Raw genomic sequence first — 20373 nt, 5'->3', positions numbered from 1 at the left:
CAGGACTCACTGGTCCGATCGGCCGAACCAGTTGTTGTAGATGATGACGAAGTTGCGGTTGCCGTAGCTGGAGCAGCGGTCGCCTTCGCCGTCGCCTGCCTGCAGTGCTGCCTCGTTGGGCTGGTAGGGCGTATAGATATAGAGCAGGGCAGTGGCGTCGTTCTCGATGTAGACCTTGCCGCTGCCGCAGGAGCCATCGGGGCTGAAGCGCACATCGTTCAGGGCCTTGGTCTGGTAGCCGTACTGGTCCCGGTGGGCCTGATAGTAGCGGAATCGGTGGGCAGCCCCGTAGACCTGATTGAAGAATCCGGCATAGCGGGTGTCACAGTCTGCATCATCTGGACAGGAAAGGCCCATGGCCGACCGAAGCTGGACCTGGGTGGGGGGATGATTGGTGGCCACGAGATGCTGCTCCTTTTGCAGCATGGTCAGGAGGACCTTCTGGCTGATTCCACAGGAGCGGGCGGCCCCGTCGATGATCTGAGCCGCGCTCTGTTTCTTGCCGCCCTTGTAGGCATCACAGAGACCGTCACCGGGACGGTCGGGAACATCCATCTGCAGGCTGCGCAGGCAGGTGGATCCGTTGCATGAGGCCTCGTGGTTGTTTAAAAAGGCCTGGACGTCGTCGGCGTTCATGTCCAGGGTGTCATGGAAGCGGTGATCGGTGATGATCTTGCCAGGATTGAAAACGTACTCCTGGGACAGCTCCTCCTGGTGGCGGATGACGCGGCCTACCATCAGCCGGTAGGAGACGAAGCGGACAGCCAGGATGCACAGGGCGACCACCAGGACTATGGCCATCAGGGCGGCCCCCAGGGTCTGCGCGCGGCGGAGGGTCGTCCGTCCGCGTTTGGTGCCGCCCCTGCGTGATCGTCCCGATGGCCTTGTGCTCATGGTTTTCCTTCCAGCGCCTTCTTGATTCGTTGCAGGCTGACAGGGATGGCTGTCCCCAGCTCCTGGGCCCAGATGGAGACGAAGTACTCCTCCATCATCCAGCGTCCCCTTCGTGCACGTTCCATGGCCTGGTCTCGTCCGGGACCGGCGGGCAGAGCTTGGGCCGTCTTGGCCGCCTGGTCCACCAGATCCTGGGCGGTCTGCGCCTGCCAGGCCCATCGTACGTCACGGTCCTTGTCCCTGCGGGCCTTGTCCAGACGCATCTGGTCCGCCTTCAGATATGTGCGCAGGCGGGGGAGAGCATAGGGGGGATCGGCGCCGATGAAGCCCTTGGCCACCAGAGTAGCCGAATGCTGGCGTATCCACTGCAGGACCGAGAGCAGGGGCAGATCAGCCGGGCCTGATACGGCCTTGTCCACCTGGGCCGAAGTCTCCAGAATGGCGACCACATCCTTGGCCACCTGATACACCGTGTCCTCGTAGACCTGGCTGACGCCGGCCACAGCCTCCTGCAGGGTCCGGTCGTCGGTGATGGTCTCGGTGTGGGGGATCAGGCGCTTGACAGCGGCCATCTGCAGGTCCTCGGCCAAGGCGGAGGTGTCCGGGTAGGGGGCCGAGGCCAGCATCAGGGCCTCCCGGCTCAGCCAGCGTGAGGAGATCCTCTGGGCAGGCAGGTGGAGCTTGTCCAGGGCGGCCTGCCAAATCAGTTCCTCGCGTGGCTTGGTCGTGGCGCCGGACTGGTGGAGGAGGTCGGCGCTCTTGACCACCTGGCCCTGTCGGGCGGCCTTGCTGGCCTGGGAGTCCACCCGGGACCGGGCCGACTGCCGGGCCTGTCCGGCCAGGTCGCGCTGCAGGTCGGTCAGGGACTTGGACCGGCCCAGGACCTTGGCATGGCCGTGGCGCCGTTTCTCCTCCACCTGGAAGGTGGGCCGCAGGTAGTCGGGCAGTCGTTCCAGCCTGTCCTGGGTGAAAACCTCCGGGTGAAGCTGGGCGCCGACCGTATCGATGGCTGCGGCGGTGAAGGCCTGCTCGAAGTCCGGCCAGCCTCCGGCGGGAAGGCTTCCTGCATCGTGTCCACGTTCGTCCGCAGGCTGGTCCGCCGACCCGTAGGTGGCCTGCTCTGCCGATGCGGGATCGGCGCCGGGCAGCAGGGGATAGTGGCCGTCTATCCAGGCGCGGATGGTCCGGGCGGCGTCAGGGGCGGGGACGAACTGGACCCGGAGGGTCTTGGGCAGGGACTTGATGGTGGCCGTGATCAGATCGTCCAGGAGGCCGGGCACGGTCCAGCTGAACTGCCCTGGTGTCAGCTGGTTCAGGCAGTGCAAGGGGATGTGAACGGTGATGCCGTCATCCGGTTCTCCCGGCTGATAACGGTAGGTCAGGGGCAGGTCCATGGGCCGGCCGTCGGTGCCCAGGGTGTGCCAGTGGTCGGGGTAGTCTCCGGGTCGGTAGGAGGCGGACTGGTCGTTCAGGCGCTCCACCTTGTCAGGGTCGAAGTCCAGCAGGTGGGGGTCCGCATCGTGGTGCTTCCGCCACCAAGAGCCCAGTGCGGCCAGGGAGGTGGCCTCCTGGGGAATGCGTTCCTGGTAGAAATCGTAGAGGTCCTCCTCGGTGACCGTGCCGGTCACCTGGCGGGTTCGGCTGGTCCGCTCGCCAGCCTCATTGAGCACCTGTCGGTTGGCCTGGATGAAGCCGTCATGGGGGAAGCGCTCGCGCACGTCACCCTGGACCAGGCCCTGGCGTATCAGCATGTCCCTGGCCTGGCCGGGGTTGATCCGGGCCCACTGGACCGTCCTGTCGCGCACGATGGGCAGACCGTAGAGCAGGACCTTGGAGGTCGCCACTGCGGCACCACGGGAGGCCGACCAGTGGGGTTCGGCGTAGGTGGTCCTGGTCAGGGACTTGGCCAGGGGCTCGGCCCAGGCCGGATCGATGGCCGCACAGCAGCGAGCCCAGAGCCGGGAGGTCTCCACCAGCTCAGCGGCCATGATCCAGGGCGGATTGGCCTTGGAGAGTGCAGAGCCTGGGAAGATGGCGAAATGTGTGCCGCGCGCACCCTGATAGTCGTTCTTGGCCTGCCGGCGCGCCCGCTTCATGGCCTTGGCCCGGGCCGCGCCATGCAGGCCGGCGAAATCGGAGGCCTTGGGCTCGTGGACCACCTGCATGCCCATGCTGGAGAGCAGACCAGCCAGCATGGACCGGTGGATGCCCTGGTCGTCCCAGGAGCAGACCAGGGCGTGTGCCGCCTGCTGCCCCATAGGCAGGTCCAGCAGGGCCTGATCCGGTCCCTTGACGGGTACAGGCGAGCCTACCTTCATGTGCAGGCCTCGGCACATCTGGGCCAGCTGCCGGTAAAGGTCATGCCACTGCCGCATGCGCAGGAAGGCCATGTACTCCTGTTTGCAGGCCTTGCGCAGGCTCCCGTTGGAGGGCTCCTTGTCCTGCGGGAAGAAATGGTTCCAGATGTTCAGGGCCGTCAGGAAGTCGCTGGAGGGGTCCTCGTAGCGGGCATGGATCCGGTCGGCCTCCTCGCGCTTCTCCTCAGGGCGCTCCCGCGGGTCCTGCAGGGAGAGGAAGGCCACGACCACCAGAACGGCGGCCAGGGTGTCCGGGGTGGCGTCCTGGCCGGCCTGCAGGATCATTCTGCCCAGACGGATGTCGATGGGGATCCTGGCCAGGCGTCGTCCCAGGCTGGTCAGCCGGATGAGGCCCTGCTGGCGGGATATGGCCTGCAGCTCGGTCAGCTCCCGCAGACCGTCGCTGACTGCTCGGGTGTCGGGCGGATCGATGAAGCCGAAGTCGGTGACGTCCTCGGCCGTATGGGCCACACCCACCGAGAGCATGTGCAGGATGACCGAGCCCAGGGAGGTGCGCAGGATCTCCGGGTCGGTGAACTTGGGACGGGTGTCATAGTCGTCCTTGGCATACAGGCGGATGGCGATGCCGTCGGCCACACGTCCGCAGCGGCCTGCACGCTGATCGGCCGAGGCTTGGGAGATGGGTTCGATGGGCAGGCGCTGGACCTTGGCCGACTTGGAGTAACGGCTGATCCTGGCCAGTCCCGGGTCCACCACATGGCGGATGCCCGGCACCGTTAGAGAGGTTTCGGCCACGTTGGTGGCGATGACGATGCGCTGATGGCCATGGTGTTCGAAGACCCGGTGCTGCTCCTTGGCCGACAGGCGGGCGAAGAGGGGGATGATCTCCAGGGCGTCCGGGCGGCGCATGTCGGAGGTCCGTGGGCCGAAGTGCCGTCGCAGGGCAGTCTCGTACTCCCGGATGTCGCGCTCGCCGGCGGCGAAGACCAGGATGTCCCTGGGGCCGTCGACATGGGTGGAGTGGATGACCAGTTCGGCGCAGGCCCGGGCCACCGCCTGGGGGATGTCCGGCTCCTCCCTGTCCTGGCCCTCCTGATCGGAGTCGAACCCGGGGACATGCCGCATCAGGGCAGGGGCCGATCCGGCAGGCTCGTAGAGCGTCTGGACCGGGTAGGTGCGGCCGGAGACCTCCAGCACGGGCACCTGGGTGTGCAGGGCCTTGGCGAAGTGGTCGCGGAACTTGACCGAATCGATGGTGGCCGAAGTGATGATCAGCTTCAGATCGGGCCGTTTGGGCAGCAGGGCGGTCAGATACCCCAGCAGAAAGTCGATGTTCAGGCTGCGCTCGTGGGCCTCGTCGATGATGATGGTGTCGTAGGCCCGCAGCTGGGGATCGCCCTGGATCTGCGCCAGGAGGATGCCGTCGGTGACCACTCGCAGGCGGGTGCTGCGGCTGGACTTGTCGGTGAACCGGACCTGGTAGCCGATCTGGTCGCCCAGCCTGGTGCCCGTCTCCGAGGCGATGCGCTCAGCCACGGTTCTGGCGGCGATTCTTCTGGGCTGGGTGTGCACGATCTGATGCCCGTGGTCGCCGCGACCCATTTCCAGGAGGATCTTGGGGATCTGGGTGGTTTTGCCCGAGCCGGTCTGGCCGGAGACGATGACCACCTGGGAGGACTGCACGGCATGGACAATGTCCTCCTTGGCCGCGCTGATGGGCAGCTCGGCAGGATACTCGAACCTCATGCCCGGCCCACCTCGATGATCCGGTAGCCCTTGGACGAGGCATACTTCTCCGCCGTCCAGCCGGAGCCCAGGGCCTCAGCCAGCCAGGGGATCAGGGAGTCGGCGCCCAGGTTGCGCTGGACCACCAGGTAGGCCCGGCCTTGGGGCTTCAGCCTGGGCAGGTAGGTCATCAGCAGGTCGTGCAGGGCCGCCTTGCCCACCCGGATGGGCGGATTGGACCATATCAGGTCGAAGCGCAGATCCTCCGGCACCTGTTCCGGGGTCAGGGTGCGCACCCTGTCAAGATCCTGGGTTTGTGCATTGCGGGAAGTCAGATCCAGAGCCCGCAGGTTGGTGTCCACAGCATAGACGTTGGCCTTGGGCGCCTGCATGGCCATGCTCAGAGCGATAGGCCCCCAGCCGCAGCCCAGGTCCAGAAAGTCGCCCTCGGCCGGGGGCTGGGGGACGCGTTTGAGCAGGACCGAGGTGCCCAGGTCAAGCCTGCCCGACGAGAAGACCCCGTGGGAGACCTCCACCTGGCAGGTGCGGCCGGCCAGCTCCACCTGGATGGTCCGCCGCTGGTCGGGGGAGGCCGGACGGGCTACGAAGTACTGTTCGCCTCCATCCGTCCCGGTCCTGGAGGATTGCCCCCGGCTGCTGCCATGGTCCCTGTGCGTCATGTCCATCCTGTCTGTCTTTGAATCCTGCCCGTCCCTCGGGCGCTCGCTGATGTCTGCTAAGAAGATGATAATAAAGACTGTGTCATGATTCCGCCTACACCGGATTCGTTCCCTAGTCCATAGATCGATGCAGAGGTGCCTTTGACCCAAGAACAACCGACCCAAGAGCATAGCCCAGCAGCTGTCGATGCCCACCAGGACCCGCTCGCCCACAAGTCCGAGGTGCTGACCGGCAGCGAAGGGCAGGTCGGGCAGGGCCAGGATCAGGAGTGGCAGGAGCGCAGCCGCCGCAACGCCTTCCGCCATGTCGAGGGACTGGGTGAGCTCCAGGATGTCACCGAGGTGGAGTACCGCAAGGTCCGTCTGGAGCGGGTGGTTCTGGTCGGCGTCTGGTCGGGTTCGCGGACCACCGTCGGTCAGGCCGAGGAGTCCCTGCGCGAGCTGGCCGCCCTGGCGCGGACCGCCGGGGCTGAGGTGCTTGACGGACTGCTCCAGCAGCGGGTCAAGCCCGATCCGGCCACCTACCTGGGTTCGGGCAAGGCCCGGGAGCTGGCGGATATTGTGGCCCGGCTGGGTGCCGACACCATCATCACCGATGACGACCTGCATCCCTCCCAGCGGCGGGCCCTGGAGGATGTCACCAAGGTCAAGGTGGTCGACAGGACGGCCCTGATCCTGGACATCTTCGCCCAGCATGCCACCAGCCGCGAGGGCAAGGCCCAGGTAGAGCTGGCCCAGCTGGAGTACATGCTGCCCAGACTGCGCGGCTGGGGCGGATCCCTCTCCCGCCAGGCCGGCGGCCAGGCTGCCGGGCAGGCCGGCGGCATAGGCTCCCGCGGCCCGGGAGAGACCAAGATCGAGACAGACCGTCGGGTCATCCGGCGGCGGATTTCGCGGCTGAAGCGTCAGATCGCCCAGATGGCCCCCTCTCGTCAGGTCAAGCGTGGGTCCCGGCGACGCTATCAGTTGCCGGCCGTAGCCGTGGTGGGGTATACCAACGCCGGCAAGTCCTCGCTGACCAACCGGCTGACCGGGTCCGAGGAACTGGTGGAGAACGCCCTCTTCGCCACCCTGGATACGGCCGTCAGGCGCACCAAGGCGGCTGACGGCCGGCTCTACGTCTATGTGGACACGGTCGGGTTCGTCCGCCGCCTGCCTACTCAGCTGGTCGAGGCTTTCAAATCCACCCTGGAGGAGGTGGGGCAGTCCGACCTGATTCTGCACGTTGTGGACGGCTCCCACCCCGATCCCTTTGGGCAGATCAGGGCTGTGGATGCCGTGCTGGCGGACATCCCCGGCGCCGAGTCCATTCCCCGTCTGCTGGTCTTCAACAAGGTTGATCTGATCGATCAGGATGCCCGGCAGCGGCTCGCCAACCTTGAGCCCGATGCCTTTTTGGTCTCGGCCAGGCAGGGTCAGGGCCTGGAGTCCCTGCGCAGACGGGTGGAGGAGTTGCTGCCCGCCCCCGCTGTGCATGTCCAGGCCATCCTGCCCTACACCAGTGGCTCCCTGCTGGAGCAGGTACGGCAGCTGGGACGAGTGAATTCATTGGAATACCGGGCCGATGGGGTTGCGCTGAGCGCTGATGTGGACGACCGGCTGGCGGCTGCCGTGCTTGACCAGGCCATTGATCAGAAGCCCTTGCAGGCCCCAGCGGGTGACACGCCATCAGCCGGGCTGAGCTCCTAAGGGGCATGCGCACGCCAGGTCACCTATGCTGGGTAGACTACGTATGTTGTCAGCGGCAAACCCGTTTCCCGGGTTCCGATAAGAGAGGTCCATCAAACTATGGCGGAATCATCAATCAAGCCAACCAAGCTAGCAATCGTGGGAGCCGGAGCCGTGGGGTCGACTCTGGCCTTTTCGGCGGCCCAGCGCGGTGTGGCTCGGGAGATCGTCCTTGAGGATATCAACGCCCAGCGTGTTGAGGCCGAGGTCCGCGACATGCAACACGGATCCAGCTTCTACCCCACGGTCACCATCGACGGCTCAGACGATCCGCAGATCTGCGCCGATGCCGACATGGTGGTCATCACTGCCGGAGCCAGGCAGAAGCCGGGACAGACTCGGCTTGACCTGGCCGGCGCCACCATCAACATGATGAAGTCCATCATCCCTCAGATGGTCGAAGTGGCTCCCAACGCCATCTTCCTGCTGATCACCAACCCCGTCGACATCGTCACCCGGGTCTCCCTGGAGCTGTCCGGGCTGCCGGTCAACCAGATGTTCGGTTCGGGCACCAACCTGGATTCCGCCCGGCTGCGGTACCTGATCGGTCAGCAGACCGGTGTCAACGTCAAGAATGTGCATGCCTACATCGCCGGCGAGCACGGCGACTCCGAGGTCCCGCTCTGGAGCTCGGCCACCATCGGCGGGGTGCCCATGTGCGACTGGATGGAGCTGCCCGGCCATGAGCCTCTGGACGCGGCCAAGCGCGAGGAGATCCACCAGGAGGTGAAGAACGCCGCCTACCAGATCATCGAGGGCAAGGGGGCGACCAACTTCGCCATCGCCATGTCCGGCGTGGACATCATCGAGTCCATCCTGAACGGCACCGATCGCATCCTGCCGGTCAGCTCCCTGCTGGAGGACTTCCACGGCATATCGGACGTGTGCATGTCGGTGCCCAGCGTGCTCAACCGTGACGGGGTCAACACTCACATCAACACTCCGCTGAGCGACGGCGAACTGGCCGCTCTGAAGCGCTCCGCCGAGACTCTCAAGGAGACTGCCAGCAAGTTCGGTTTCTGAGTATTTCTCAGAAGACTCTTGCCTTATGACCCCTGGCGACATACTTTGGTGACTGATGAATCGGGGTATGCATGAGCGCACATGAAGGTGGTGTCCGGGGTGGCGGATCCGCCCATCGTCGACAGTTGCTGATGACCCTGGCGCTGACGGGATCGGTCTTCGTGGCTGAAGTTGTCGGCGCCGTGGTCACCCGTAGCCTGGCTCTGCTGGTCGATGCCGGGCACATGATGACGGACATGGCTGTGCTGATCGCATCCACGGTCACTGCCGTGTTGATGGAGCGTCGCCCCACGAACCGACGTACCTGGGGCTGGTCCCGTCTGGAGGTCATCACGGCGGCTGGCGGTGCTCTGGTTCTGCTGGTTGTGGGCATCTACGCCATTGTGGAGGCCGTTTTGCGACTCTGGTCACCTGGGCGGGATCAGGTCCATCAGCAGGGGCTGCTGCTCTTCTTCGGCATTTTGGGCCTGGCCGCCAATGTAGGGTCCATCCTGGTCCTGGCCTCCGGGCATAAGGACAACCTCAACATGCGTGCCGCTTTTCTCGAAGTGGTCAACGACGCATTAGGCTCGGTGGCGGTTCTGGTTTCAGCCGTGGTCATGATGATCACCGGCTGGGCCGGCTTTGATGCCGTGGCGGGAGCTCTTATTGCGCTGCTGATGATTCCCCGTGCGATCAAGCTGCTGGCCAGTAGTGTCTCCGTGCTTCTTGAGGAGACTCCGGCCGAGCTCGACATGGCCAAGGTCAGGAAGCACCTGGAGGGCGTGCCCGGTGTACTAGAGGTTCATGATCTGCATGCCAACAGTGTTTCCACGGGTCTGCCGCAGCTGACGGCGCATGTGGTAGTGCGCCAGGGCACGACGGCTGTCGAAAACGAGCGCATTCTTACCAGCATGCAACGCTGCCTGCGCGATCATTTCCCGGTCTCGGTCGAACACACGACCTTTCAGATAGAGCCCCAAGGCCACCGGGACAGCAGCGGCGAGCATTTGGACATGTAGCCCTCAGACCTTACGCAGAACGGTGACCACCTTGCCCATGATGACGGCGTGGGTGCCGTCGATGGGGGAGTAGGCCGGGTTGTGGGGAATCAGCCAAACGTGGCCCTCCTCGCGGCGGAAGGTCTTTACCGTGGCCCCGTCGTCCAGCAGGGCTGCGACGATATCCCCGTTCTCAGCCTCCTGCTGGCGACGGACGACGACAAAGTCTCCATCGCAGATGGCGGCATCGACCATGGAATCCCCATGGACCTCAAGCATGAAGAGCTCTCCGGATCCGGTCAAACGTTCGGGCAGACGCATGACATCGTCCACATGCTGCTCGGCCAGAATGGGCTGGCCAGCGGCAATTCTGCCGACTAGTGGTACGTCGCGCGACTGCATGATGGCCTCGTCGGCCTGTGGGTCAGGGAAAGGGACAATTCTTGCGGTTCCTGCGCTCGGCTCGGGATGGCTCTGGACCAGTTCAATGGCACGGCCCTTATTGGCGGTCAGACGAATGTAGCCCAAATCCTGCAAGACCTGAAGCTGGTGCTTGACAGAAGAAGTGCTGCGCAGTCCCGCGTCTCTTCCGATTTCCCTGTAGGAGGGCAGGTATCCGCGCTCTGACAGATGACGCTTGATGGCTTCCAGCACCCTGGCTTGCCTATCGGTCAGCTCAGGCCTGGATCCGTGATCCGGACTCTCGGTGCTGGCGGCGTTTTCCTGAGAGGCTGCGTTCTTAGTGGCGGTGGACTGGCTGGCGGAGCTCATGGTCGCAGACCCGGCAAAGGGGATGGTGCTCACGGATGGCTCCTTTCCTTGGAAACTGAACCCAGTGTAACCTGCCGGGAGTGAAAAATCAAACAAATGTTCGAATCGGTCTTGCCAAACAGCGGTTGCGGTGTCACAATGAGAACATCTGTTCGATAGAACAAATGTTCGAAAGAGGTGTGCCATGGCTGTTCGTACCTGTGCCAGTTCCCGCACGTCTGCGTCTTGGAACGTGTTTTCGACCTGCCGGGTGCATGTCAGTGCGGTGTTCTCGTCCATGATGGCTTGTCTGCACAGAGCTATAGCAGCTTGGTTGTCCGAACATGGTTTTGCGGGTGTCATCATACGCAGATTCGCGGTTTTTCTGGCAGTGAGCGCCCTGACCTTGGCTGGGGTCGGATTGATGGCTCGTCCGGCCAGCTCCGCTCCAGGACCGCAGGAGGTCGTCACCCGTACAGTTCGTCCAGGCGATAATGTCTGGTCCTACGCGGCCTCAATCACGCCGCAAGGCGAGGATGTCACGAAAAACGTAGACCGCATCATGCGGATCAACAATATGTCCTCACCCAATCTGCGCGTCGGAGACCGAATTCTCATTCCCAGCGACGAGTGAGGCAGCGATCGTCGGCACAGGGAATGAACAATGGGGCTTCAATAGCCTGTCGACTGGAAAAAGGTACTAGCCGAATTCGAGGAGTTTGTCCAGTGTTATACGCTGATAGGCCCGGTATACGTGGGTCTTGAGGTTCTTAGGCGCTATGATGTTGCATATGCACTGTCCTTTCTGCCAGAATCCCGATACCAAGGTTGTGGATACGCGAATCAGCGACGACGGCCATGCCATCAGACGCCGCCGTGAGTGTCCGCAATGCTCGCGTCGGTTCACCACGGTGGAGACCTCAATCCTCTTGGTTATGAAACGCTCAGGCAATGCCGAGCCCTTCAACCGCGACAAGGTCATTGCTGGCGTGAGGAAGGCCTGCCAAGGCAGGCCCATCGACGAGAATGACCTGAAACTCTTGGGCCAGCAGGTTGAAGAGGATCTGCGTTCACGTGGCCTGGCTCAGGTCGATTCGGAAGAGGTCGGCAGGGCCATCCTGAAGCCTCTCAGGGAGCTGGACGAAGTGGCCTATCTGCGCTTCGCCTCGGTCTACCGCAACTTCAGCAACTTGGAGGACTTCCAGCAGGCCATCGACACCCTGCGCGCCGAAGACCAGTCAGCTGAAGAGCAGTCTGCCACTGCACAGTCCTGAATTCGGCTATGCCGACACCGGCCATTCTGACCGCAACAGGCCCACACCCCACCAGGCCGGCAGCTGCCGTCAGTGTGTGACGGGGCTGGCCTGTGGCTAACACTTCATCCCAGGTTCAACAACCTCTGATCCCCGGAAGTCTGGGCAATGACCAGTTCCTGGGTGGGGCGTGTCATGGCCACATAGAGGTCGGCCGCTGCGCTCAGCCTGGAAGGAGCCTCATCCTGGATGGCGCCAGGCTCAACCAGAACCACGGCGTCGAACTCCAGGCCCTTGGTGTGACCTGTGGTCGTGACTGTGATCTGATGCTCCTGAGCCTTATCAATATGCAGCCGTGAGCTGACTTCAGCTTCCAGGGCGCAAGGAACGATGATGGCCAGGCGTCCGGTGCCGTCCTTGCCTAGGTGACGTTCCGACAGTTCGCCCACTAGATCAGGCAGCTGGTCCAGCAGGCTGGCCTGATCGTCAGCCCGCAGATGGCTGACTGATCCCTCCACCTCGCGCACGGCCTTGAGCGTTGAAACCTCCAGACCCTCGGAGGCCGCGAATGAGGAGGCCAGGTTGGATACCTGACGAGGGTTGCGATAGTCGATGGTCAGCAGCCGCAGGTCCCAACCATCCGGTCCGAAAAGCGCGTCCATGGTGGAGGCCCAGGACCTGGTGCCTCCCAGAGCAGCCGTCTGTGCCACGTCCCCGACGATGGTGAAGGACCGTGATGGGCAACGCCGGACCAGCATCCTCCAGTCCATGGCCGTCAGCTCCTGGGCTTCGTCGACCACGATGTGCCCGTAGACCCATTCACGGTCGGCGGCTGCCTGAGTGGCTGCCTGGTTCTCGTCCTGACCGTTGATGGAATCAAGCAGCATCTGCGAGGTTACGATGCCCGTGCCGATGCCATTCTGGGCCAAGGTGTCGCTGGCAAAGCGACGTTCCTCATCGCGGCGGGCCTTTTCGGCCTGGTCGCGATCCGCCTGGCGGGGGTCGGGGCCCAGCAACTCCATGGCCTCATCCAGGATAGGGATGTCGGATACGGTCAGTTCGGCGCCGTCCTGGCGGGTCAGCAGATCAATCTGTTCTGGGGTCAGCCAGGGGGCGAACCGGCGCAGACGGTCCGGCCTGGACCAGAGGTCATTGACCAGCCAGCGGGGGTTCATGGGCAGCCAGGCTAGATTGAGGGTCCGCCGCACCTGGTCGTTCAGTCTCAAGAGGGAGGTGACCCGGGCAAGTTCCTCGGCTCCGGGCTGATAGTCCACCCCTTCGGCATAACGGGCGGTCATGGCGTTCAAAGCCGAGCGCACGAAGGTGTTCCGGGCCTTGTTGTGGGGCTGGTGGCTGCGTCGGGCATCGATCAGGGCCTGCTCCAGGTCGACCGCCAGCATGGGGACGGCCACCCCGTCCACCTTGACCGTGGGCAGGGAGGCAGGCACCCGTTCCCGGGAGGCAACGGCGTTGGCTACAGCCTCAGCCATGCGAATGTCTCCCTTGAGACGAGCCACGTGCGGGTCCTCCTGGCGTTCAGTGCTGATGCCGGGGATGAGGTCGCCCATGGTGCGGCTGAGCACTCCGGTCTCGCCCAGGGAGGGCAGGACCTGGTCGATGTAGTGCAGGAAGGCGCTGCTGGGCCCAACGATCAGCACGCCTGAACTCTCCAGTCGACGCCTATGGGTGTAAAGCAGATAAGCCGCCCGGTGCAGAGCCACGGCCGTCTTGCCGGTGCCAGGTCCGCCCTGGACCACCAGTGGACGGGTCATGGGGGAGCGGATGATCCGGTCCTGCTCAGCCTGGATGGTGGCCACGATGTCGGTCATCTGCCCGGTGCGGCGACTGGACAGGGATGCCATGAGCGCGCCCTCACCGGCCAGGGTGCCGCCCTGGGCCGCCTTGTCCACTTCTGGGGCTGACAGGTCCAGAACCTCATCCTCGATGCCGGTGACTTGGCGGAAGTTGAGGGTGATGTGCCTGCGCATGACAATGTCGCCATGGTCCGCCGGGGTGGCCTCATAGAAGGGGCGTGCGGCCTCGGCACGCCAGTCGGTCAGGATGGGTTCATGGTTGCTGTCAAGCAGGCCCAGTCGTCCGATATATCGCCGGCCGCCCTGGGCTGTATCCAGTCGGCCGAAGACCAGACGGTCCTCCACGGCCCGCAGCTGGGTGAGCCGATCCTCGTACATGTTGGCGAAGGAATCCCGCTCGGTACGCTGGGTGGGTGAACCGTGGGAGCCGGCGGCCCGAACCGCGTCCAGTCTGGTCCTGGCCTGTGCCCGCAGCTCGTCCAGACGGCCGTAGGCCCTGTCCACCGCCGTCTGCTCTTCATGCAGCTGTGAGGAATAGCTCGACATGTGCGTCCGTTCTGTGGAATGTTCAAAAATCGGATGATCCAATATACCGCTCGACCTCTACTTTTTCGGACCTGCTGACCCTTGGCCGCGCCCTCTTTGCCGAGTGGCGAAACGCCGAGGCGGATTCTTTGGCGAGGCGAATGGTTGGATTTGGGCCTGAAGCGGTGTCAAGGTGGTGAGCAATGGGGATAAGTGGGGTAAAGTGGGGAGCACTGCGTAGGGGACGCTACCCGATGGGGCCGTCCTATGGTTACCAAACTGGCATTGGAGGTGGGGCATGGCCGATATATATGACGCAGATGCCGCCTCGCCTTCCCTGCCGCCCATGCTGCTGGGCACCTACACCCCCAAGATGGATGCCAAGGGCCGCCTGGCGCTGCCAGCCAAGTTCCGCGCCCAGCTGGGTCAGGGCCTGGTCATGGCCCGTGGGCAAGAACGTTGCGTCAGCCTGCTGCCCACCGAGGAATTTCGACGGATGGCCGTGCGCATCCAACACACTTCCATGGGCGACAAATCGGCCAGGGACTACCTGCGTATATTTCTGTCCGGCGCCGTCGACCAGGTCCCCGACAAGCAGGGCCGCATCCTGGTTCCGCCCATGCTGCGCTCCTATGCACGGTTGACGGGCCCCGTCGTGGTCATCGGTGTGGGCACTCGTGCTGAGATCTGGGATCAGGAATCCTGGACTGCCTACCTGGAGAGCAAGGAGCAGGGCTATGCCGACATTGCCGATGATGTTCTTCCGGCGGTGGATTGCTGATGGAGGCCCTGATGTCAGAACGCAATCCTCCCGACCAGGAGGCCGTGGACAGCGGCAAGGTCCACCGTCCCGTCCTGCTGGAACGCTGCCTTGCACTGGCCCGACCTGCCTTGGAGCACCCGGGGGCCGTGGCTGTGGATTGCACGCTGGGCCTGGCTGGTCACGCCACCGCCTTCCTCAAGTCCTGCCCTGAGGCCCGTCTTATTGGCATAGACAGGGATAGCCAGGCCCTGGATCTGGCCACTGGCCGGATGCGCGACGAGGGTCTGGCCGACCGCTTCACGCCGGTGCACGCCCCCTTCGATCAGCTGGACCAGCAGCTGGATGCCCTGGGCCTGGGGCAAGTGGACCTGGTCTTCATGGATTTGGGATTGTCCTCCCTGCAGATCGACCAGCGCGACAGGGGATTCACCTACCGGCAGGACGCCCCGCTGGACATGCGCATGGACACCAGCCAGGAGCTGACGGCCGCACGAGTTCTGGCCGAGTATGACCAGGACCAGTTGGCCGACATCTTCTCCCGGTACGGAGAGGAGCGCTATGCAGGCCGCATCGCACGGGCCATCGTCGAAACCAGGCAGGAGCAGCCACTGACCACCTCTGCTCAACTGGACCGTCTGGTGGATAGGGCAGTGCCGCGTGGCCATCGTCCGCCGGGCAATCCGGCCAAGAGGGTCTTCCAGGCCCTGCGCATCGAGGTCAATGGAGAGCTGGATCGTTTGAGGCGCACCCTGCCCCAGGCCATGCTGCGGCTGGCCAAGGGAGGTCGTCTGGTCGTGGAGTCCTATCACTCCCTGGAAGACCGCATGGTCAAGCGCTTCATGGCGCCGGGACTGCACGTGGATCTGCCGGCGGGCATGCCGGTGGTGCCGGATCAGGCCCGCCCCTACCTGTCGGATCTGACTCATGGCGCCATCAAGGCCGACCTTGCCGAGCGGGAACGCAACCCCAGGTCCGCTTCAGTGCGCCTGCGGGCTGTTGAGATGATCGGAGACATTCCGGAGGAGCGTCGTCGCCGGCTCCAGGCCGAGGCCCGTGGGCAGGGCTCAGCAGGTCGCCATCGTCGTGCCGGCTACAGTTCGGAATCGAGGCGCCGGTCATGACCATGCCAGCACGTTCAGTCCGTTCCAAGGCCTCTCCGGACAAGGGTCATCCTCGCATCCAGGAGATGCCCACCAGGCCTGAGCTCAGTCTGATCAAGGGCACAGGCAAGGCAGGCAAGGCCCGCCGTCCCGAACGAGGTCCAGTGGCTGAGGGGGCCCGGCGTCTGATCGGCTGGACGCGGACCCGCGGCAATCCTCTCTTGCGCATCATGGCCTCCGTGATCTTTTTGGCCGCCTGCATGTTCGGATCCCTGATGCTGCGCACCCAGATGGTCCAGGACTCCTTCGAGGCCACCAGGGTCCAGCATGAAATCAGCAATCTGACCCAGGACGTCCAGGATGACCAGAACAAGCTCGACCAACTCCAGGCCTCCCTGCCGGACAAGGCCCAGCAGTTGGGCATGCAGCCCCAGCAGGGCCTGAACTCCATCGATCTGCAGGGCTACAAGCCCCCTCAGGGCGCCCAGGGCAAGGCGGAACATCCATGAGCGGCAAGGAAACCAAACGCTCATGGCACCTGTCCTTCTGCAAACGTTCCTTGTCTGTAGGTCTGATCCTGGTCCTGGTGGCCGCCTTGGCCCTGGGCAAGCTGGCCTATATCCAGCTCTTCGACGGAAGGTCCATGGCGCAAGCCGCTGCGGCGGGCCGCACGGTGCCGCACACCATCAAGGCCCAGCGTGGCCGCATCCTTGATGTCAATGGCCGGGTGCTGGCCCAGAGCCTGGAACGATACAACATCATCGGTGATCCCGAGGCGGCCGCATCCTTCATACCTGTCAACTGCACCAAGCGCACAGGCAGTGACTGCCACAGCATCAAGGGTCATCCGGTGGGCGCTGACGGTGCCGCCGGCGTGGCCCGCCTCTTGGCGCCGGCTCTGGGCATGAACGCCATGGAGCTGGGCGGCAAGCTCAGCGTCCCTGGACGGTACGTGGTGCTGGCCAAGCGGGTGACTCCCGAGGTCAAGCGCTCCATCGACAAGCTGGGGCTGCAGGGGATCATCACGGCAGAGCTGAGCAGCGAACGCACGTATCCGCATGCGGATCTGATGGGAGCCCTGATCGGGGGCATCGACGACAGCGGCAAGGGCGTGGCCGGGATCGAGCAGATGGAGAATCGGCAGCTGACCGGCTCTGACGGCTACACGGTCTACCAGCAGGGGATGCTTGGCCAGGAGATCCCCGGAACCGTGACCCGTCAGCGCAATCCGGTCAACGGCAAGGATGTGACCCTGACCGTTGATCAGGACGTTCAGTGGTACGTCCGTCAGGCCCTCAAGTCGGGCTGCCAGCGCTTTCATGCCGACTGGGCCCTGGCCGTCGTCCAGGACACCCGCACCAACGAGATCCTGGCCCTGGCCGACACTGACGATTACCAGGCTGGCAGCGACCAGGCCAAGGTCAACTCCTCGCGGGCGGTGGCGGAGACCTTCGAGCCTGGCTCCATCGGCAAGACCATCTCGATCTCGGGCATGCTTCAGGAGCAGGTGCACTCCATGAGTGACCGCTTCACCGTGCCCGACCACATCACCGTGGACAACCAGCAGTACAAGGACGCCTTCGACCACCCCGTGGAGCACTGGACCCTGGCCGGCATTCTGCAGAACTCCTCCAACGTGGGCATGGTCATGGCCGGCGAACACTACCCGGACCAGAAGCGCTACGACTATCTGACCCGCTTCGGCATCGGCCAGGCTTCGGCACTAGGTTTGCCGGGGGAGTCCAAGGGCCTGCTGACTTCGCCTCAGACCTGGGATCGGCGCACCCGCAACACGGTGTTGTTCGGCCAGGGCTATGCCACCAACGCCATCCAGCTGACCAACGTCATCGCCACCCTGGCCAACAAGGGGGTCCGGGCAGATCAGACCATCATCCGCGATCAGGGTGCCGTCAAGGCCAATCGGGTGAGGGTCGTGGATGAGAAGGTGGCGGCTACGGTGATGAACGGCATGGAGTCGGTGGCTGAAAAGTACCAGAATACGGCCAAGGTAGAGGGCTATCGGGTGGCTTCCAAGACCGGTACCGCCGAGGTGGCCGACAGCTCGGGCGGCCTGGGTGGCATCATCAGCGACTGGGTGGGCATCCTGCCTGCTGACGACCCTCATTTTGTGGTCACCGTGGTCCTGAAAAACCCCCACAGCAGCGATGGCGTTTTCGGCAGCATCACCGCCGGTCCCATCTTCGCCCAGATCGGTGAATTCCTTATGCAGAAATACCAGGTCCCCACGTCCCCGCCCAGAACCGATGCTATCCCGGTAACATGGTGATACCGGCAGGCATCATGGCGTTCCCGGACGAAGGAGAGATTGCAGCATGAGTGCGCTGAGTGAATCAATCTCCCGACGACTGACCCTGGGTCAGCTCAAGGGGCGCTACGGGCTGACCTTGGTCCCTGATTTCGCTGAACCAGTGACGGTGACTTCACTGGTGGACGACCTGCCCTCAGTGCGGCCAGGCAGCCTTTACGTGCCTGCAGACCGGCAGGTGGACCAAGGCATGATTGAGGAGGCTGAGCTTCGCGGCGCCTATGCGGCCCTGTTGCCGGCCTCGGCCCGTCACGAGGTGGGCCGGGCCCGCATACCCCTGCTCTTCGGCACCATGCATGCCTGGCAGATGGGCCAGTTGCTGGCCAATGCCGCCGGTGACCCTTCAGGGGCCTTGGCTGTGTTCGCGTTGGTTGGTTCCCAGGTGCAGGAGCAGGTGGATCTCTTAGCCGACTTCCTGCATGTGCTGGGCAATCCTGTCGGCATTCTCAGCGCCAAGGGCTCATACTCGCTGGACCGGCGACTGGATCTGGAATATCCCCTGAGCATGTTCGATGTGCAGCGCAGTCTGTCCATCGCCCTGGAGGATGGGGCGGCCGCCGTGGTCATCTCCGTGGACGAACAGACCCTGGCCAGAGATGCCCTGCAGGCGGTGGATCTGGATGTGGTGGCCCTGGGTGCCCAGGAGGGCTCCACCCGCGACATGCGGCACGTACGGCTGATCTCCAGGGCCCGCCGATACGGGTTCAACCTGGGCGGGCACACCATCGTGGCCAAGCGCAACGAGGAATCCGACGGGCTGGCCCGCCAGTCCCTGCCTGCCGATGCACAGAGCGACGATCTGTCCCTGTGCATCGCCATGACCATGGCCGCCGGCGTCAAACGCAACAACATCAGGAGCGCCCTGCGCGTCTCCCGCGAAATGTCCTGAGAGGTGAGGATGAGTCAGTCTGTAGGGGCCGGGTCCATGCCCATGACCCTGGAAGAGGTCGTCGAATATGTGCACGGTCGGCTGGTTGAAGTCGGTCCTGGCCGCAAACCCGACCAAGGGTCCGTGCGCATGCGGGTGGTGACCGACTCCCGGCAGGCGGGAGCCGATGGGCTCTTCGTAGCCATCAAGGGCGAGCATGTGGACGGCCATGACTATGTCCCCGGTCTGGGAGCCAAGGGCTGCCGTGCGGCCCTGGTCGACCATCTCGTTCCGGGCGCTGACCTGCCGCAGATTCTTGTGGACGACACGGTTGCCGCCCTGGGGTTGCTGGCGCGGGCCAACATAGACCATCGGCGTCAGGACGCCAGCCCCTTCACGGTCATCGGCATCACGGGCTCTGTTGGCAAGACCACGACCAAGGATCTGCTGGCCTCCCTGCTGGCCCTCCTGGGTCCGGTGGTGGCTCCGGTCGGATCCTTCAACAATGAGATCGGCCTTCCTCTGACAGCCTTGGAGGTGGGGCCGGACACCCGTTACCTGGTGGCCGAGATGGGTGCTAACCATGTGGGTGAGATCGCCCGGCTGACCACAATGGTTCCCCCGGACATGGCTCTGGTCCTCAAGGTGGGAGTAGCCCACCTGGGCGAATTCGGCTCCGTGGGCCGCATCGCCCAGGCCAAGAGCGAGATCGTGCAAGGCCTGGTGCCGGGCGGGACCGCCGTGCTCAATGCCGACGATTCCCGGGTGGCTGCCATGGCTGATCTGGCCTCTGGGCCCGTTCTGCGGTTTGGCATGGCCGCTGATGACGGCGGGCAGGACCGCGACCTGGACGGCTCGGCTCACTACCTGGACAGCGACAGCCTGGACAGGCCGGCCTTCGAGCTGCGTCTGCGTGGCCAGCAACCAGTTCGGCTGCGTCTGGGCATTCCAGGACGGCACAACATCATGAATGCCCTGGCTGCTGCCACCGTTGCCCACGCTCTGGGTCTGGACGCAGGGCGCATCGCCGATGAGCTGGGTCAACAGCGGCAAATCAGCCCGCATCGAATGGCCCTGTCTTCAGTCCGGCTGCCGGATGCCTCCTTCACCCTGATTGACGATTCCTTCAACGCCAATCCCGACTCCGTGCGGGCCGGTCTGGACGCTCTGGCCGCCTGGAAAGGATCCGACGGTCCGGTCTATCGGATAGCCGTCCTGGGGGTCATGCTTGAGCTGGGCGATCGAGGGGAGCAGCTGCACCAGGACATCGGCGCCTACTGCCGTCGGTTGGGCATTGATGCGTTGGTCGCGGTGGGCTGCCAGGATCAGCAGATGGACGAGTTGGTTCATGCCCTGGTCCGTGGCTCTGGCGGCCTGTCTGATCCCAGCGAGGAACAGCCTGGGGCCATGCGTGTCCTCTTCGCCCAGGATGCTGACCAGGCCGATCACATGGTTCGCCGCCTATGCGCCAAGCATCCGGATCGGCAAAATCTGGTCCTGCTCAAGGGCTCGCACATGTCCGGCCTGTCCGGTCTGGCCGACCGGTGGCAGGGCTGAGCCATGAATCTACTGGCATCCCCACAGCGGGGTAGAACGTTCAAGGACAGCATCCAAGAGTTGGAGTAC

16 protein-coding genes are annotated in these 20373 nt (G+C 64.1%); 11 read left to right on the top strand and 5 right to left on the bottom strand.

Annotated features, from left to right (window positions below):
- Window positions 1-6: 6 nt before the first annotated feature.
- From H3T92_RS05390 to H3T92_RS05380, 3 genes are read right to left on the bottom strand one after another with little or no spacing between them, the layout of a single operon-like run.
- The gene (locus H3T92_RS05390) at window positions 7-894 is read right to left on the bottom strand and encodes a hemagglutinin (protein WP_198189520.1); all 888 of its coding nucleotides are present in this window, start codon (window positions 892-894) and stop codon (window positions 7-9) included.
- The gene (gene hrpA, locus H3T92_RS05385; RefSeq protein ID WP_198189519.1) at window positions 891-4958 is read right to left on the bottom strand and encodes an ATP-dependent RNA helicase HrpA; all 4068 of its coding nucleotides are present in this window, start codon (window positions 4956-4958) and stop codon (window positions 891-893) included. The genes H3T92_RS05390 and hrpA overlap by 4 nt, the downstream gene beginning before the upstream one ends.
- Entirely contained in the window at window positions 4955-5617 is a 663-nt protein-coding gene (locus tag H3T92_RS05380; RefSeq protein WP_232341931.1) for a class I SAM-dependent methyltransferase, read from the bottom strand. Before H3T92_RS05380 ends, hrpA begins: the two co-directional genes overlap by 4 nt.
- Before the next feature lie 222 nt (window positions 5618-5839).
- On the opposite strand from H3T92_RS05380, the gene hflX reads away from it, so the two are divergent.
- The 3 genes from hflX to H3T92_RS05365 all read left to right on the top strand — a co-directional run bounded on the left by hflX (window position 5840) and on the right by H3T92_RS05365 (window position 9369).
- Window positions 5840-7306 carry a GTPase HflX gene (hflX, locus tag H3T92_RS05375; RefSeq protein ID WP_332460636.1) on the top strand — a complete coding sequence of 489 codons (1467 nt, stop codon included), beginning with the start codon at window positions 5840-5842 and terminating at the stop codon, window positions 7304-7306.
- Between the two features lie 99 nt (window positions 7307-7405).
- A complete protein-coding gene (locus tag H3T92_RS05370; RefSeq protein WP_024627229.1) occupies window positions 7406-8368 on the top strand; it encodes an L-lactate dehydrogenase in 963 nt (320 codons plus the stop codon).
- A 71-nt stretch (window positions 8369-8439) separates the two neighbouring features.
- Window positions 8440-9369 (top strand): cation diffusion facilitator family transporter, encoded by a 930-nt coding sequence (locus tag H3T92_RS05365; RefSeq protein WP_198189517.1) that lies wholly within the window; start codon window positions 8440-8442, stop codon window positions 9367-9369.
- Between the two features lie 3 nt (window positions 9370-9372).
- Here the strand turns inward: H3T92_RS05365 and lexA are convergent, their stop codons facing one another.
- The gene (lexA, locus tag H3T92_RS05360; RefSeq protein WP_415873698.1) at window positions 9373-10215 is read right to left on the bottom strand and encodes a transcriptional repressor LexA; all 843 of its coding nucleotides are present in this window, start codon (window positions 10213-10215) and stop codon (window positions 9373-9375) included.
- Window positions 10216-10303: 88 nt separating this feature from the next.
- Here lexA and H3T92_RS05355 point away from each other — a divergent pair, with 88 nt between their 5' ends.
- Both H3T92_RS05355 and nrdR read left to right on the top strand, forming a co-directional pair.
- Complete coding sequence (locus H3T92_RS05355) at window positions 10304-10732, top strand: LysM peptidoglycan-binding domain-containing protein (RefSeq protein ID WP_198189516.1); 429 nt, start codon at window positions 10304-10306, stop codon at window positions 10730-10732.
- Window positions 10733-10889: 157 nt separating this feature from the next.
- Window positions 10890-11372 carry a transcriptional regulator NrdR gene (gene nrdR / locus H3T92_RS05350; RefSeq protein ID WP_024627226.1) on the top strand — a complete coding sequence of 161 codons (483 nt, stop codon included), beginning with the start codon at window positions 10890-10892 and terminating at the stop codon, window positions 11370-11372.
- 104 nt (window positions 11373-11476) lie between these two features.
- Here nrdR and H3T92_RS05345 read toward each other — a convergent pair whose 3' ends face one another.
- Entirely contained in the window at window positions 11477-13711 is a 2235-nt protein-coding gene (locus H3T92_RS05345) for a HelD family protein (RefSeq protein WP_198189515.1), read from the bottom strand.
- A 277-nt stretch (window positions 13712-13988) separates the two neighbouring features.
- Here H3T92_RS05345 and mraZ point away from each other — a divergent pair, with 277 nt between their 5' ends.
- From mraZ to H3T92_RS05315, 6 genes are read left to right on the top strand one after another with little or no spacing between them, the layout of a single operon-like run.
- Window positions 13989-14471 (top strand): division/cell wall cluster transcriptional repressor MraZ, encoded by a 483-nt coding sequence (mraZ, locus tag H3T92_RS05340; RefSeq protein ID WP_198189514.1) that lies wholly within the window; start codon window positions 13989-13991, stop codon window positions 14469-14471.
- Window positions 14472-14482: 11 nt separating this feature from the next.
- A complete protein-coding gene (gene rsmH, locus H3T92_RS05335) occupies window positions 14483-15574 on the top strand; it encodes a 16S rRNA (cytosine(1402)-N(4))-methyltransferase RsmH (RefSeq protein ID WP_198189513.1) in 1092 nt (363 codons plus the stop codon).
- Complete coding sequence (locus tag H3T92_RS05330; protein WP_198189512.1) at window positions 15571-16062, top strand: hypothetical protein; 492 nt, start codon at window positions 15571-15573, stop codon at window positions 16060-16062. Before rsmH ends, H3T92_RS05330 begins: the two co-directional genes overlap by 4 nt.
- Window positions 16059-17840, top strand: a complete 1782-nt coding sequence (locus tag H3T92_RS05325) for a peptidoglycan D,D-transpeptidase FtsI family protein (RefSeq protein WP_198189511.1) — start codon at window positions 16059-16061, stop codon at window positions 17838-17840. The genes H3T92_RS05330 and H3T92_RS05325 overlap by 4 nt, the downstream gene beginning before the upstream one ends.
- 46 nt (window positions 17841-17886) lie before the next feature.
- Window positions 17887-18768: a UDP-N-acetylmuramyl peptide synthase gene (locus tag H3T92_RS05320; RefSeq protein WP_101432126.1), complete on the top strand. Its 882-nt coding sequence runs from the start codon at window positions 17887-17889 to the stop codon at window positions 18766-18768.
- 9 nt (window positions 18769-18777) lie between these two features.
- A complete protein-coding gene (locus H3T92_RS05315) occupies window positions 18778-20304 on the top strand; it encodes a UDP-N-acetylmuramoyl-tripeptide--D-alanyl-D-alanine ligase (protein WP_198189510.1) in 1527 nt (508 codons plus the stop codon).
- Window positions 20305-20373: the final 69 nt, after the last annotated feature.

This window comes from Bifidobacterium sp. W8112 (assembly GCF_016101425.1).
GTDB lineage: Bacteria > Actinomycetota > Actinomycetes > Actinomycetales > Bifidobacteriaceae > Bombiscardovia > Bombiscardovia apousia.
The sequence above is the reverse complement of the archived record's forward strand: the minus strand, read 5'-3'. Positions and strand labels throughout refer to the sequence as shown.

What these genes read in the sequence shown, in the direction of transcription:
- H3T92_RS05390 (WP_198189520.1), bottom strand. Translation starts at nt 894, where the DNA reads ATGAGCACAAGGCCATCGGGACGATCACGCAGGGGCGGCACCAAACGC.
- hrpA (WP_198189519.1), bottom strand. Translation starts at nt 4,958, where the DNA reads ATGAGGTTCGAGTATCCTGCCGAGCTGCCCATCAGCGCGGCCAAGGAG.
- H3T92_RS05380 (WP_232341931.1), bottom strand. Translation starts at nt 5,617, where the DNA reads ATGACGCACAGGGACCATGGCAGCAGCCGGGGGCAATCCTCCAGGACC.
- H3T92_RS05370 (WP_024627229.1), top strand. Translation starts at nt 7,406, where the DNA reads ATGGCGGAATCATCAATCAAGCCAACCAAGCTAGCAATCGTGGGAGCC.
- H3T92_RS05365 (WP_198189517.1), top strand. Translation starts at nt 8,440, where the DNA reads ATGAGCGCACATGAAGGTGGTGTCCGGGGTGGCGGATCCGCCCATCGT.
- H3T92_RS05355 (WP_198189516.1), top strand. Translation starts at nt 10,304, where the DNA reads ATGGCTGTTCGTACCTGTGCCAGTTCCCGCACGTCTGCGTCTTGGAAC.
- nrdR (WP_024627226.1), top strand. Translation starts at nt 10,890, where the DNA reads ATGCACTGTCCTTTCTGCCAGAATCCCGATACCAAGGTTGTGGATACG.
- H3T92_RS05345 (WP_198189515.1), bottom strand. Translation starts at nt 13,711, where the DNA reads ATGTCGAGCTATTCCTCACAGCTGCATGAAGAGCAGACGGCGGTGGAC.
- mraZ (WP_198189514.1), top strand. Translation starts at nt 13,989, where the DNA reads ATGGCCGATATATATGACGCAGATGCCGCCTCGCCTTCCCTGCCGCCC.
- rsmH (WP_198189513.1), top strand. Translation starts at nt 14,483, where the DNA reads ATGTCAGAACGCAATCCTCCCGACCAGGAGGCCGTGGACAGCGGCAAG.
- H3T92_RS05330 (WP_198189512.1), top strand. Translation starts at nt 15,571, where the DNA reads ATGACCATGCCAGCACGTTCAGTCCGTTCCAAGGCCTCTCCGGACAAG.
- H3T92_RS05325 (WP_198189511.1), top strand. Translation starts at nt 16,059, where the DNA reads ATGAGCGGCAAGGAAACCAAACGCTCATGGCACCTGTCCTTCTGCAAA.
- H3T92_RS05320 (WP_101432126.1), top strand. Translation starts at nt 17,887, where the DNA reads ATGAGTGCGCTGAGTGAATCAATCTCCCGACGACTGACCCTGGGTCAG.
- H3T92_RS05315 (WP_198189510.1), top strand. Translation starts at nt 18,778, where the DNA reads ATGAGTCAGTCTGTAGGGGCCGGGTCCATGCCCATGACCCTGGAAGAG.